Consider the following 12,481-nt stretch of genomic DNA (forward strand, 5'->3'; position numbering starts at 1 on the left):
ACCCGCTTAAGACCACCTGACTTTAGAAACTCTTTAACTACCTTTAGCTTGAACTGCTTGCTGTACTTGCTCATAAAACAAAACCCCCTTGGTTGGACATAATGTCCAACTTTTGGGGGTCAGCTCAGAGGGTGGCTTTTGCTTTACTGCCATAGTTGAATGTACCTAAATGCTTAGTTCACACCGTGTAATTCAACATCGAATACCAAGGTGGCATTCGGAGGAATCACACCGCCAGCACCGCGAGGACCATAGCCCATTTCAGATGGAATAATCAGGGTGCGTTTACCGCCGATTTTCATACCGGCTACGCCTTCATCCCAACCCTTAATCACATGTCCAGCACCCAAAGGGAAGCTAAACAATTGACCGCGATCCAATGAGCTATCAAACTTTTGGCCTTTATGATCGGGTGCTTTCTCATCAAAGAGCCAACCGGTGTAATGCACATCCACATGGTTACCTGCGGCAGCTTCTTTGCCCTCTCCAACAACAGTGTCTATTTTTTTGAGTTCACTCATGATGTTTTCCTATTTCACACAAATTGAGCGGCTAGTATATTCTGAGCTCTATAAATTCTTACGGTAAGCTTGATTTAACTAAAACGCATGACAAATTATTGGCCAAATTCTGCATATAGCACCCTGACAATCAGTTCCGATGATCAGTTGTTGGTGACAGACGACTTTTTGCGTACTTATATGGAGAGGCCGGAGCTCAAGCTGGTTCCAGAATCTTGCCCTATCGAACTCTCACTTCATCAGCGGCTGACCGAAAACCCTCGAGCTGAAGTGCTCGAAAGTGACATTGCTGGAATGGCTGACGAGGATATTCAGGAGAACTATCGCGTTTGGTTGCGTTATCGGTCGCGTTTATTGGCTTCAAGCTCATTAGAAAGCTTTTATATGAGTTTATTTAAGGGTGAAGGGGTAGATGTCCCACCTTTATTTATTGCGCAGCTCGCACAGATTTTTATAAGACATATTCTGGGGGATCAAGCCCATCCATTAGAAGTGCGTATGAGCGAACTTTTTTTTAGAACTCAGAAAATCAGCGTTATCGAAGACGGTATTGTGATGGGCGCAGATGAAGAGGCTATTGCACGCAATGCACAGGCCAGTGATACGGGCAACATCATGGATTTACTGAAAGGTAAATCCATGACCATGCGCTCAGCTGATTTAGATGTCCTCCATGAGGACAACGCCGAAACCTACTGGACTCGAAATGAAGATTTTGATCTAGCGGTTCAGTTGAACTTCGGACATGAGCCTATTAATTATTTTTGCCGTGCTTTAGAGAAGTGGATAAAGCATTTTCTAGGTGTTAGCGTACGCATTACACCAATGCAGCAAATTACTGATCCTAAGTGGTCATGGCATGTCGGCTTGGATGCAGCTGCTACTGAAATACTGAATAAGCTATATAACAAAGAGCTGGTTGAAGCTGACGAGCTGCAAAAAGTGATTTGTTTATTCCGTTTGGACTTTATTGATGAGGCCGCTATTGCCAAGACTCAGGCCGGCAAGCCGGTGTATATGGCTATTGCCATGAACGATCAACAGCAGTTGAAGTTAAAGCCCCAAAATCTATTATTTAACTTGCCACTTGCAAAAACTTCTTAAGCTTTAACCCGCAACAGTTTGCGCTGTTGGGCGAGCCAGTAAATGGCTAGTCCGCTAACGACCACGGGAATGAGTGATCCCCAATTAAGGATGCTCCAGCCGTGAGAGGTGATCAGGGCTCCTGAACCAAAAGAAGTGAAGGCCATTGTGCCAAAGACGCAGAAGTTAATGGCAGCTTGCGCTTTGTCACGTTCATTGGGTTGATAAGCCGTCATTGCCAAAGATGTGGCGCCTGTAAATAAAAAGTTCCAGCCCACACCAAGTAAAAATAAAGCGATGAAGAATTGATGAAGATCGGTGCCGGTTAGGGCAATAGCAATACAGATAAAGTTCAGCGCTACTCCGACCCCCATAATTTTTAATACTCCAAATCTCTGGATGAGGGAGCCTGTAAAAAATCCAGGGGCAAACATGCCAATCACATGCCACTCCAAAACTAGTGCAGTGTCTGAAAATGGTAGCCCGCAAATTTGCATTGCCAAAGGGGTGGCAGCCATGAGTAGATTCATAACGCCGTAGCCCAATGCCGCACCGATGATGGCAACCATGAAAGCGGGTTGCTGGAGAATAATTTTTAGGGGGCGCCCATCAGTCAGCGCATGCTGGGTCTTAAATTCTTGAGGAAAGTGAATGAACTGCATCACGAAGATGCCAATAAATCCGGCGATGGATAGTGTTAGGTAAGCACCAAGAAAAGCAGTGTCAAACAGGTCCCTAGTCCAAGATGCCAGATTGGGCCCAATAACAGCCCCAAGAATACCGCCGGCTAACACCCATGAGACTGCTTTATCTCTTTGGCTGACATCAGTTAGCTCTGCAGCAGCAAAGCGATAGAGTTGGCCGTTAGCGCTGTAATAACCGGCAATAAAGGTGCCCAAGACCAAGAGCCAGAAGTTCTTGCTTAAGGCGGCATAAGCACATAGCAGGGCGGACAACATTGCCACCAGTAAGCCAAATTGGAATGAAAGCTTGCGCCCAAAGTAGTTTTGGGATTTAGCCACAATGGAGGTAGAAAATGCTCCGCCCACTACATATCCCATAACGGGCAGGGTGGCCATCCAGCTTACTGGCGCTAGGCTGAGACCCACCAAGCCATTAATAGCGATAAAAGTGACGTTATTTGTTAAGAATAGACCCTGACAAATAATCAGCAGCACCAAGTTTTTATTGAGTAAAGGATGTTTGCTGGTCATGGCTTGCAGTTTACGGTGAATTAACGGATCAGGTTGCCTTGGTGGATTCCCTTAAATTGCCCCATATCGGGGGTTTTCAGGTGCAAAACCGTCATTTATGCCAAGTCCGATGATTTAAAATGGAAGACTCGCCTCATTGGCAATAGGTGCGCTAAAAGCGACTTACTCGATGTGGATTTGAGGGCGACAGGGTAAAAACCTGACTCTGTAATTTTTTTCAATATTGAGGAAACATTCATGGCTTCAGAGAAATCAAAGATTATTTATACGCTGACAGATGAGGCGCCACTTTTGGCTACTTGTGCATTTCTGCCAATTATTCGTACTTTTACGGCACCTGCTGGCGTAGAGATTGTGACGAGCGACATTTCTGTTGCCGCCCGTATCTTGGCTGAGTTTTCTGATTGCCTTACCCCCGAACAACAAGTACCTGACAACTTAGGTGCGCTCGGTAAAATGACTTTATTGCCTGACACTAACATCATTAAGTTGCCAAACATTAGTGCATCTGTTCCTCAGTTGTTAGCAGCTATTAAAGAGTTGCAAACTAAGGGCTACAAGATCCCTAATTTCCCTGAAGATCCAAAAACAGACGAAGAGAAATCTATCCGCACCCGTTACTCCAAATGTTTGGGTAGCTCGGTTAATCCAGTATTGCGTGAAGGTAACTCTGACCGCCGTGCGCCTCCTGCAGTAAAACGTTACGCTCGTAAAAATCCACACTCCATGGGCGAGTGGAGCCAGGCTTCCCGTACACACGTATCTCATATGCACGGCGGCGACTTCTACTCAAGCGAGAAGTCAATGACGATGACTAAGGCATGTGATGTCAAGATGGACTTGGTTACCAAGAGTGGTAAGACCATTGTGCTTAAACCAAAAGTCTCTTTATTGGCCGGCGAAATTATCGACAGCATGAATATGAGCAAGAAAGCGCTCTGCGAGTTTTACGAAAAAGAAATCGAAGATGCTTATAAGACTGGCATGATGTTGTCATTGCACGTTAAGGCAACGATGATGAAAGTCTCTCATCCAATCGTATTCGGTCATGCGGTAAAGATTTTCTACAAAGACGCTTTTGAAAAGCATGCCAAGCTGTTTGAAGAGCTAGGCGTCAATGCCAACAATGGTATGAGTAGCCTGTATGAAAAGATCAAAACTTTGCCAGAGTCTAAGCGTGAAGAAATCATTCAAGATTTGCATGCTTGCCATGAACATCGCCCAGCATTAGCGATGGTGGACTCTGCTAAGGGTATTACTAACCTTCATTCTCCAAGCGACGTGATCGTGGATGCTTCTATGCCTGCGATGATTCGTGTTGGTGGCAAGATGTGGGGTGCGGATGGTCGCCTGCATGACACCAAGGCCGTGATTCCAGAAAGTACCTTTGCCCGTATCTATCAAGAAATGATTAATTTCTGTAAGACGCACGGTAACTTTGATCCAACGACGATGGGTACAGTGCCTAACGTGGGTTTGATGGCTCAACAGGCTGAAGAGTATGGTTCACACGACAAGACTTTTGAGATTCCTGAAGCCGGTGTAGCGCGTATTGTTGCTGACGATGGCACAGTGTTGCTTGAGCAAAATGTTGAAGAGGGTGACATCTGGCGTATGTGTCAGTGTAAAGATGCGCCAATTCGCGACTGGGTCAAGTTGGCTGTAAATCGTGCGCGCCTCTCAAATACTCCTGCCGTGTTTTGGCTCGATGAGTACCGCCCACACGAAGCCGAGTTGATCAAGAAGGTCAATACCTACCTCAAGGACTATGACCTCAAGGGTGTAGATATTCAGATCATGTCTCAGACTCGTGCAATGCGTTACACCTTAGAGCGCGTGATTCGTGGGAAGGACACTATTTCTGTGACTGGTAATATTTTGCGTGACTACCTCACTGACTTATTCCCAATTATGGAATTAGGTACTAGTGCGAAGATGTTGTCTATCGTGCCTTTAATGGCTGGTGGCGGCTTGTTTGAAACTGGTGCAGGCGGTTCTGCCCCTAAGCACGTTCAGCAGTTGGTTGAAGAGAACCACTTGCGCTGGGATTCACTGGGTGAGTTCTTGGCTTTGGCCGTTTCTCTCGAGGATATCGGCGATAAGACAGGTAATAACAAGGTAAAAATCTTGGCACGTACTTTGGATGAAGCGACTGGAAAGTTGTTAGACAACAATAAGTCACCTTCACCACGCACTGGTGAGTTGGATAACCGGGGCAGCCAGTTCTATTTATCAATGTATTGGGCCGAGGCATTGGCAGCTCAATCTGAAGATAAAGAATTGCAAGCTTACTTTGTGCCTTTAGCAAAATCGTTGATTGAAAATGAGAAAAAGATTGCCGACGAGTTTAAAGCAGTGCAGGGCAAGCCAGCAGATATCGGCGGTTACTTTGTTGCTGATTCGGAGAAGTGCAAAGCGATAATGCGTCCGAGCGCTACTTTCAACGCAGCTTTGAAGGCAGCAACAGCGTAATAGGTATAAGCGATAAGTACCTAATTTTATCAATTAGGTTTAGCATCAAAAGGCAAACTTTCGAGTTTGCCTTTTTTATTCATAACATCCCATTTACATTGTTTGAGCGATGCCAAAAGCAAAAGACCTGGTTGAATTGAGTTATCTGAGCGAAGCAGTCTCGGATATGTCTTTTTTGGGTCTGATGCGATTGTTAGAATCTGCGCGTGCCTTCAATCTAAAAAATGGGATTACTGGCATTCTCTTGTATGACAACCAGCAGTTTGGTCAAATCATAGAAGGTGAGCGTTCTAGTGTGATGAAGGCCTGGAAGCGAATTCAGGAAGATAAGCGCCATCACCGAGTTGAGCTCTTAGAAATTCGCGAGATTACTGAGCGTAACTTTCCAGATTGGTTATTGCGCTTTTATGGCGGTGAAACGCTTACTAGAGACTATCCAGATTTCTCTGAAATAGTGGGTGGTATGGATAAGCATAGCTTAACTCTGATGAATACAATGCGGGCGAGTCAGATTTAAGCAAGAAATTCTCATCGGTAGCAAAATAGGTCTATTACTTTTCTCAGGGGGCGCGGTATGCGTTTTATAGACAAAACAATTCTTGCAAGCGATATCACTCCAAAAGAGATTTTTGAAAACCGACGCACTATCATCAAGACGGCAGCTGCGGGGGGCTTCGGAATGGCTTTGGCCCCTTGGTTCTCTCGAGAGGCGCTTGCTTCTACTCCCGAAAAATTAGCTGCAGCGCTTAATCCCGCCTTTGCGGATAAAGATGGCCTAACCCCGTATAAATTCGTCACTAGCTACAATAACTTTTACGAATTCGGCACAGATAAGGCAGATCCAGCTGCGTATGCTGAGAGCTTACAAACTCGGCCCTGGACAATATCCATTGAAGGCTTAGTCAAAAAACCAATGACGCTGGATATTGATGCTCTGCTGAAGTTAGCCCCAATGGAAGAGCGCATTTATCGAATGCGTTGTGTTGAAGGTTGGTCTATGGTCATTCCTTGGGACGGTTATTCACTCTCTAAGTTGATTGCCAAAGTTGAGCCACTGGGATCAGCAAAGTATGTGGAATTTATTTCTCTTGCAGATCGTAAACAAATGCCAGGAGTCAAAAGCACCATCATCGATTGGCCTTATCGCGAGGGTCTGCGCATGGATGAGGCAATGAATCCATTGACCTTACTCACCTTTGGTTTGTATGGTGAAGTCTTGCCTAAGCAAAATGGAGCTCCAGTTCGCGTTGTGGTGCCTTGGAAGTATGGCTTTAAGAGCGCCAAGTCCATTGTCAAAATTCGCTTTACAGAAGAAATGCCTAAGACTAGCTGGAATCAATTTGATGCACGTGAATATGGGTTTTATTCCAATGTGAACCCTCAGGTAGATCACCCGCGCTGGAGTCAGGCGGTTGAACGTCGTATTGGCGATCCCAAAGGAATGTTTGCACCTAAGATCAAAACCCAAATGTTTAATGGTTATGGTGAGCAAGTAGCTAGTATGTACACGGGGATGGATCTGAAGAAGTACTATTAAGAATGAGCAAAATTTATTCTGTAGTTTTTAGCGCCTTCATTTTGTTATTTGGCTTTTCTGCTTACGGGCAGGGAAGTGATGTGCCGGTAAAGACAATTCCATCGTTAGATGTACAGCGTTACCTAGGAACTTGGTATGAGATTGCCAAATACCCAAACTGGTTTCAAAAGAAATGCGCTAGTAATACCAAGGCAGTTTATTCGGCTAGGGCCGATGGAACTTTGAAAGTATTAAATAGCTGCAAAACAGCTGATGGAGAGGTTTCGGAAGCAGAGGGAACGGCTCGTCAGATCGGGTCAAAGGACTCTCCAAAGCTAGAAGTTCGCTTTGCACCTGCTTGGCTAGCCTTTATCCCAATGGTATGGGGTGATTATTGGGTGATTGATTTGGATCCTCAGTATCAAGTGGCGGTTGTAAGTGACCCACGTCGTGAATACCTTTGGATTCTGTCTAGAACTCCGCAATTAGATAAAAAAGTTTACGAAGATACGTTACAGCGCTTGCAGGCACAGCAATTTGATACGCGTAAGCTAGAGATCACTTCTCAAGCAAAGTAAATTAGGCATGACAGCGCATTTATTACCACCTGGCATTGAAGTGTTTGAAAGGGGTTGGCTCTCAGCCAATAATATCCTGCACTTTAGTGATAATGATGTTTCCTTGGTGGACTCTGGATACTGTGCTCACAAAAACCTCACCGTAGATTTGGTTTGCAATGCCCTAAAAAAACATCAATTACCAAAGCTTAATAAGCTTGTGAATACTCATCTGCATTCGGATCATTGCGGTGGTAACGCGGCTTTAGCAACAGCATTCAATTGCGAAATATATATTCCTGCTGCTGAAGAGATTGCTGTCAAAAACTGGGATAGCACCTTATTAAGCTATGACAACCTGGGGCAAGAGTGTCCGCAGTTTGCTCATCACGCAGTATTAATTCCGGGCGAGGAGATCTTGCTGGGGAAATATGTTTGGAAGATATTGGCTGCACCGGGACACGATCCCCATTCGATCATGCTTTATGAGGCTGATCATCGCATCTTAATTTCTGCAGACGCTTTGTGGGAAGAAGGCTTTGGAGTCATTTTTCCTGAGTTATGGGGTGAAGCTGGGTTTGAAGAGGTGGCACAAACTTTGGATTTGATTGAAACAATCCCCGTGGACCTGGTAATTCCGGGGCATGGCGCACCATTTACTGATGTTGCAAGATCACTGAGTATTGCACGCTCAAGATTAGATTATTTAGCATCCGATCCAGGTCGCAATGCACGCCATGGCGCTAAAGTATTGCTGAAATATCGCTTATTGGAATGGCGTAGTCGTGACATTGCGCAAGTGAATGATTGGATCGCCAATACGCCCGCACTCATCAGTGCCGCAAAATTGCTTAACATGGATATTGATGAGTTTATTCAGTGGCTACCTAAAGCACTTGTGAAATCTGGCGCTGCAAAGCTAGAGGGTGAGACTTTAGTTGATCTTGCTTGATAGCTTGCCTTAAAAGCTTAGCGAAATCTTTCCGTAGACAGTCCAGTTATAGAGTTGATACGTTTGAATAACTTGCTTAGCACCACCAATTGCAATTAAAAGATTTTTATTGATGCGTTGGGTCACCATGGCATCAATTGGTACAAACCAGCCTCCACCCGCAGAGTTATAAACAGCGCCATTCTCATCCCAAAAGCGAAGCTGGGTACTTGGGCCTAGATTTAGGCCTACCGTTGGATAAAGCTCGAGGTGATTATCAAGCGGAGGTAGGCTTGAGCTAGTAGGCGCTTTTCGATTAAAGCCCATCATGTATCTGGCTAGAGGCGAAATATCCGAAAGAATATTTTGTCCGTCGTCTGCTGGCCTAAAGGATGTACTTACTTGAGGCCCTGCTAGCCACTGACCTGTATTACCTAGTGGCACAAAAACTCTCGCTCCAACATTTGCAAACCAGTCTGCTTGACCGCCCCAAATTGTGAGCATTGCATTGTTGGGTGAGAAGGTGCCGGTCGATTGTGCTGGTAGCTGCGGTCCATAGGTGGCGGTATAGGCTGTATCAAGTCTTATCATTCCATGCCAATTCCCAATATTTAAAGGGTTGTAATAGCGAAGCTTGAGAGTATCGGCATAGTTTTGTGAGCTATCTGACTCATGGTAGCCCCAGAACTCTAGTGTGTAATCCTGAGATCTTTCTTGAGATGCATTAATGAGACCTAAAATAGGCATAGCAGTATTCTGCTCTGTAGCGTCCACCAAAGCAGAGGAAATACATAACAAAGAAAATGTCAGAGTGCGCACAAATACCATATAGGTATTAATATTAGATTACAAACCACCGTTCACTAAAGATTTGAAGAGGAAGTATGAAACATACCGTATTAGTTACAGGCGCTACTGCAGGATTTGGTGAGGCAACTGCCCGCCGTTTTTTGGCTAATGGTCATCAAGTTGTTGCTGTTGGTAGAAGGGCGGAGCGTCTAGAGGCTTTGAAAAACTCCTTACCAGCTGAGCAGCAGATAAAACTATGCACCATGGTAGTGGATGTTTGCGATAGTGCTCTGGTTGATGCCTTGGCGAGTGCTCTGCCAGCAGACTTTTCTAAGGTGACTGTATTGGTGAACAATGCTGGCCTGGCTTTAGGGTTAGAGCCGGCTCATAAAGCCTTTCTGAGTGATTGGGATCAAATGATTGATACCAACATTAAAGGGCTTGTTCATATGAGCCGTGCATTTTTACCAGGCATGGTGGAGCGCAAGTGTGGTCATGTTATTAATTTAGGTTCTGTGGCTGCAAACTATCCTTACCCAGGCGGTAATGTCTATGGTGGTACCAAGGCATTTGTTAAGCAATTTAGTTTAAATTTGCGCGCCGATCTTATTGGGACTCCGGTGCGTGTAACTTGCATTGAGCCTGGTATGTGTGCGGGAACTGAGTTCTCGAATGTTCGCTTTAAAGGCGATGATGAGAAGGCGGAGAAGGTCTATACCGGCGTTCAGGCTTTAAGTGCTGATGACGTAGCTGAGACTATCTATTGGTCGGCTACATTACCAAGTCATATTAATATCAATGTCTTAGAGGTAATGCCAGTACAGCAAGCCTTTAATGCATTTAATGTGCACCGTGGAGAGTTTTAAGTTTTAGATTTATTCCACTGATAGAACTTGGGATACACACGCATAACTACGGGACCATCAAAGTCCCAGGATTTACAGGTACCTAAGTACAGCGGTGGTTTATCACTATCTGGATCAAAGAAGGCGCCTGGAACAGATTGATAAGCTGCCGTAGCAAGGCTGACGAGAAGCTCGCGCAAATGAGTGCAGCCCTTGATGCCGCCAAGGTGGGTATCTATTGTTTTGCGCCAGCCTTTGCCTATCTGTGACCCAATTAAAGCATCCATTGGTGGAATAGCGCTTGTGCATTCTGCATGAGGTTGGCCATCCATCACAGCTTCAATAGCTTTGATGACAAACTCTTTATCAAGTGTGACTCGCACCCACATGTCATGAAAAGCTTCACCCGGCTGCCAAGTTTTTGCACTCGTTTTAAAGGGATTCGTCTTGAAGTCTTTAAGGTGCCCCTCGATATCCCAAAGGCTATCGTCTCTTGCATACCCGTGAAAAGTAATTTCTCTAGTATGTAAAAGGGATCGGGGCTTTGGGGTAGAGAGCATCGTAATGGCATCTATAAATGGCTGGAATACCCAATCATAATGAATTGTAAGAAATGAACATTCAACTCATCGTAAACAGCCTCTGTAGTATCCTTTCCTGCATATGGCAAAACCGATCTCCCTAGAAAAAATACTCTTTAGCCAAGGCTTTGGTACACGTCGCTACTGCAGTGATTTGGTCTATGCTGAGCTCGTAAAGGTAAATGGCGTATTAGCTGAGGATCCAGAGGAAAGAATTTCAACTGAAAATCTGATGCTCAATATAGAGGGTAAAGACTGGGAGTATCACGAGAAGGCTTACCTTGCTTTTAATAAGCCAGCCAATTACGAGTGCTCACATAAAACAACGCATCACCCCAGTGTTTATAGTTTATTGCCAAGCCCATTTGTAGAAAGAGGTTTGCAATGCGTAGGTCGTCTTGACTATGACACTACTGGCTTACTTTTGATTTCGGATGATGGTCAGTTTATTCATAAAATGACTACTCCCAAGAAGAATATTGGCAAGGTTTATGAGATCACTACTCCCGAGCCCATTACTCAAAAACAAATCGATCACTTAATGAATGGCGTTGTGCTTGATGATGATCCTAAGCCTTGCTTTGCTTCGGCATGCAAGCAAATTTCTGATCATGTGCTAGCTATGACAATAGTCGAAGGTCGATATCATCAGGTGAAGCGAATGATGGCCGCTGTTGGCAATCATGTTGCCAAGTTGCATCGTACTAAGATTGGTGCTTATCAAATGCCTACTGATTTAGCTGAAGGTGAATGGCGTTGGCTCTATGTGGAAGATTTAAAACAACTCTCACAAAGCGTTTCTACTTAAAGGTAATTTGTCTTAATGGTTAATAACTTCAATTTAGAACAAGAAGTACCCCTCTGGTCATTAGATACGAGTGGCAAAAAGATTGCGCGTGAGTTTGTTTTTGCCGACTTCAAGCAAGCTTTTGGATTTATGACGCTCTGCGCACAATATGCTGAAGAGATTGGTCATCATCCCGATTGGTCAAACTCTTGGAATAGGGTGATGGTGGAATTGAGCACCCATTCGGCTGGGGCTTTGACTAAATTAGATATTCAGTTAGCAAAGGCAATGGATGCCTTTGCTTCTCAAGTGAAGCGCGACTAATTAGTGTTCTTCACCTTCGTGTTCTTCCTCATTCATACTCATGAGAATGGTAGCTAGCAGGCCATAAACTACTTCGGTGGAGATCATTCCATCTTCATCCAAATCATCAATTAAGTCGTTTAGACGGTCCTCAGTCGGATCGTTGAGCAAGGTCATTGCACACTCGCACCCATAGTCAAAATCTTCATCATTCTGGGTTTGGTTTTCTTCGGTCATATTTATCCTTAATTAAGTGCTCAGAATAACAAATTACAGCGCAATTCGATAGGGTTTTGCCTTAGGCCAAGACAATTATGTGCAAGCGCAAAAAATCCAGAATGATTTATAGTCTTTTGAAAAGAAAGCCATGGGAGACGGTATGCAATTAGATATTAATGGTCAGGTTCAGAATATTGATGTGGAGCCGAATATGCCCTTGTTGTGGGCTATTCGAGAGGTGGTAGGGCTCACTGGTACCAAGTATGGTTGTGGAGTGGCGCAATGTGGCGCTTGTACTGTCTACCTCAATGGTGAGCCAGTACGTTCTTGCTCTATTCCAGTATCCGCAGTTGGCAAAGCCAAAATTACAACTATTGAAGCCTTATCGAAAAATAATACCCATCCAGTGCAGCAGGCCTGGATTGCACTAGATGTGCCGCAATGTGGGTATTGCCAATCTGGTCAAGTAATGGCTGCGGCTGCCCTCTTAAAAAGAAATCCAAAACCAACTGATGCCGATATTGACAATGCAATGGGTAACCTTTGTCGTTGTGGAACCTATCAAAAGATCCGGGATGGAATTCATGTGGCTTCCGGTCAAAAGAAATTAGTAGATGTTTTGGCGGAGTACAACGCTACTCCTGCGACTCGAGGTTAAGGAGA

General features: G+C 44.7%; 15 protein-coding genes. 10 read left to right on the top strand and 5 right to left on the bottom strand.

Translation table 11 applies throughout. The features are described 5' to 3' along the window. Positions 1-173: 173 nt before the first annotated feature. Positions 174-521, bottom strand: coding sequence for an FKBP-type peptidyl-prolyl cis-trans isomerase (locus ICN48_RS00005; RefSeq protein ID WP_216151725.1), 348 nt, complete (start codon positions 519-521; stop codon positions 174-176). A gap of 87 nt (positions 522-608) precedes the next feature. Between ICN48_RS00005 and ICN48_RS00010 the strand changes: the two genes are divergently transcribed. Further along, complete coding sequence (locus tag ICN48_RS00010; protein WP_216151726.1) at positions 609-1,625, top strand: DUF6352 family protein; 1,017 nt, start codon at positions 609-611, stop codon at positions 1,623-1,625. Here ICN48_RS00010 and ICN48_RS00015 read toward each other — a convergent pair. Beyond that, a complete protein-coding gene (locus ICN48_RS00015) occupies positions 1,622-2,818 on the bottom strand; it encodes an MFS transporter (RefSeq protein ID WP_216151727.1) in 1,197 nt (398 codons plus the stop codon). The two genes, ICN48_RS00010 and ICN48_RS00015, sit on opposite strands and share 4 nt — an antisense overlap. A gap of 237 nt (positions 2,819-3,055) precedes the next feature. Between ICN48_RS00015 and ICN48_RS00020 the strand changes: the two genes are divergently transcribed. The 5 genes from ICN48_RS00020 to ICN48_RS00040 all read left to right on the top strand — a co-directional run bounded on the left by ICN48_RS00020 (position 3,056) and on the right by ICN48_RS00040 (position 8,315). Further along, positions 3,056-5,290 (top strand): NADP-dependent isocitrate dehydrogenase, encoded by a 2,235-nt coding sequence (locus ICN48_RS00020; RefSeq protein WP_216151728.1) that lies wholly within the window; start codon positions 3,056-3,058, stop codon positions 5,288-5,290. 109 nt (positions 5,291-5,399) lie between these two features. Beyond that, complete coding sequence (locus tag ICN48_RS00025) at positions 5,400-5,807, top strand: BLUF domain-containing protein (protein WP_216151729.1); 408 nt, start codon at positions 5,400-5,402, stop codon at positions 5,805-5,807. A gap of 57 nt (positions 5,808-5,864) precedes the next feature. Beyond that, positions 5,865-6,827 carry a protein-methionine-sulfoxide reductase catalytic subunit MsrP gene (gene msrP, locus ICN48_RS00030; protein ID WP_216151730.1) on the top strand — a complete coding sequence of 321 codons (963 nt, stop codon included), beginning with the start codon at positions 5,865-5,867 and terminating at the stop codon, positions 6,825-6,827. Between the two features lie 2 nt (positions 6,828-6,829). Then, positions 6,830-7,384, top strand: coding sequence for a lipocalin family protein (locus ICN48_RS00035; RefSeq protein ID WP_216151731.1), 555 nt, complete (start codon positions 6,830-6,832; stop codon positions 7,382-7,384). Between the two features lie 7 nt (positions 7,385-7,391). Further along, complete coding sequence (locus tag ICN48_RS00040) at positions 7,392-8,315, top strand: MBL fold metallo-hydrolase (RefSeq protein ID WP_216151732.1); 924 nt, start codon at positions 7,392-7,394, stop codon at positions 8,313-8,315. Positions 8,316-8,324: 9 nt separating this feature from the next. Here ICN48_RS00040 and ICN48_RS00045 read toward each other — a convergent pair whose 3' ends face one another. Next, complete coding sequence (locus ICN48_RS00045) at positions 8,325-9,113, bottom strand: hypothetical protein (protein WP_255539389.1); 789 nt, start codon at positions 9,111-9,113, stop codon at positions 8,325-8,327. Between the two features lie 65 nt (positions 9,114-9,178). Between ICN48_RS00045 and ICN48_RS00050 the strand changes: the two genes are divergently transcribed. Continuing rightward, positions 9,179-9,949: an SDR family oxidoreductase gene (locus ICN48_RS00050; protein WP_216151733.1), complete on the top strand. Its 771-nt coding sequence runs from the start codon at positions 9,179-9,181 to the stop codon at positions 9,947-9,949. Here ICN48_RS00050 and ICN48_RS00055 read toward each other — a convergent pair. Next, the gene (locus ICN48_RS00055; protein WP_216151734.1) at positions 9,946-10,488 is read right to left on the bottom strand and encodes a DUF2889 domain-containing protein; all 543 of its coding nucleotides are present in this window, start codon (positions 10,486-10,488) and stop codon (positions 9,946-9,948) included. The genes ICN48_RS00050 and ICN48_RS00055 overlap by 4 nt on opposite strands. 103 nt (positions 10,489-10,591) lie before the next feature. On the opposite strand from ICN48_RS00055, the gene ICN48_RS00060 reads away from it, so the two are divergent. Beyond that, positions 10,592-11,317 carry a pseudouridine synthase gene (locus tag ICN48_RS00060; protein ID WP_216151735.1) on the top strand — a complete coding sequence of 242 codons (726 nt, stop codon included), beginning with the start codon at positions 10,592-10,594 and terminating at the stop codon, positions 11,315-11,317. 15 nt (positions 11,318-11,332) lie between these two features. After that, on the top strand, positions 11,333-11,620 hold the full coding sequence (locus ICN48_RS00065) for a 4a-hydroxytetrahydrobiopterin dehydratase (RefSeq protein WP_216151736.1): 288 nt from the start codon (positions 11,333-11,335) through the stop codon (positions 11,618-11,620). Here the strand turns inward: ICN48_RS00065 and ICN48_RS00070 are convergent, their stop codons facing one another. Beyond that, a complete protein-coding gene (locus tag ICN48_RS00070; RefSeq protein ID WP_216151737.1) occupies positions 11,621-11,836 on the bottom strand; it encodes a hypothetical protein in 216 nt (71 codons plus the stop codon). A gap of 142 nt (positions 11,837-11,978) precedes the next feature. Here ICN48_RS00070 and ICN48_RS00075 point away from each other — a divergent pair, with 142 nt between their 5' ends. Further along, positions 11,979-12,476 (top strand): (2Fe-2S)-binding protein, encoded by a 498-nt coding sequence (locus tag ICN48_RS00075; RefSeq protein WP_216151738.1) that lies wholly within the window; start codon positions 11,979-11,981, stop codon positions 12,474-12,476. Positions 12,477-12,481: the final 5 nt, after the last annotated feature.

It is taken from the genome of Polynucleobacter sp. JS-Safj-400b-B2, assembly GCF_018881975.1.
Classification (GTDB): domain Bacteria; phylum Pseudomonadota; class Gammaproteobacteria; order Burkholderiales; family Burkholderiaceae; genus Polynucleobacter.

Excerpts from the sequence above, each read along its gene's own strand:
- ICN48_RS00020 (WP_216151728.1), top strand. The coding sequence starts at position 3,056 with ATGGCTTCAGAGAAATCAAAGATTATTTATACGCTGACAGATGAGGCG.
- msrP (WP_216151730.1), top strand. The coding sequence starts at position 5,865 with ATGCGTTTTATAGACAAAACAATTCTTGCAAGCGATATCACTCCAAAA.
- ICN48_RS00065 (WP_216151736.1), top strand. The coding sequence starts at position 11,333 with ATGGTTAATAACTTCAATTTAGAACAAGAAGTACCCCTCTGGTCATTA.
- ICN48_RS00070 (WP_216151737.1), bottom strand. The coding sequence starts at position 11,836 with ATGACCGAAGAAAACCAAACCCAGAATGATGAAGATTTTGACTATGGG.
- ICN48_RS00040 (WP_216151732.1), top strand. The coding sequence starts at position 7,392 with ATGACAGCGCATTTATTACCACCTGGCATTGAAGTGTTTGAAAGGGGT.
- ICN48_RS00060 (WP_216151735.1), top strand. The coding sequence starts at position 10,592 with ATGGCAAAACCGATCTCCCTAGAAAAAATACTCTTTAGCCAAGGCTTT.
- ICN48_RS00055 (WP_216151734.1), bottom strand. The coding sequence starts at position 10,488 with ATGCTCTCTACCCCAAAGCCCCGATCCCTTTTACATACTAGAGAAATT.
- ICN48_RS00035 (WP_216151731.1), top strand. The coding sequence starts at position 6,830 with ATGAGCAAAATTTATTCTGTAGTTTTTAGCGCCTTCATTTTGTTATTT.
- ICN48_RS00015 (WP_216151727.1), bottom strand. The coding sequence starts at position 2,818 with ATGACCAGCAAACATCCTTTACTCAATAAAAACTTGGTGCTGCTGATT.
- ICN48_RS00005 (WP_216151725.1), bottom strand. The coding sequence starts at position 521 with ATGAGTGAACTCAAAAAAATAGACACTGTTGTTGGAGAGGGCAAAGAA.
- ICN48_RS00025 (WP_216151729.1), top strand. The coding sequence starts at position 5,400 with ATGCCAAAAGCAAAAGACCTGGTTGAATTGAGTTATCTGAGCGAAGCA.
- ICN48_RS00050 (WP_216151733.1), top strand. The coding sequence starts at position 9,179 with ATGAAACATACCGTATTAGTTACAGGCGCTACTGCAGGATTTGGTGAG.
- ICN48_RS00010 (WP_216151726.1), top strand. The coding sequence starts at position 609 with ATGACAAATTATTGGCCAAATTCTGCATATAGCACCCTGACAATCAGT.
- ICN48_RS00075 (WP_216151738.1), top strand. The coding sequence starts at position 11,979 with ATGCAATTAGATATTAATGGTCAGGTTCAGAATATTGATGTGGAGCCG.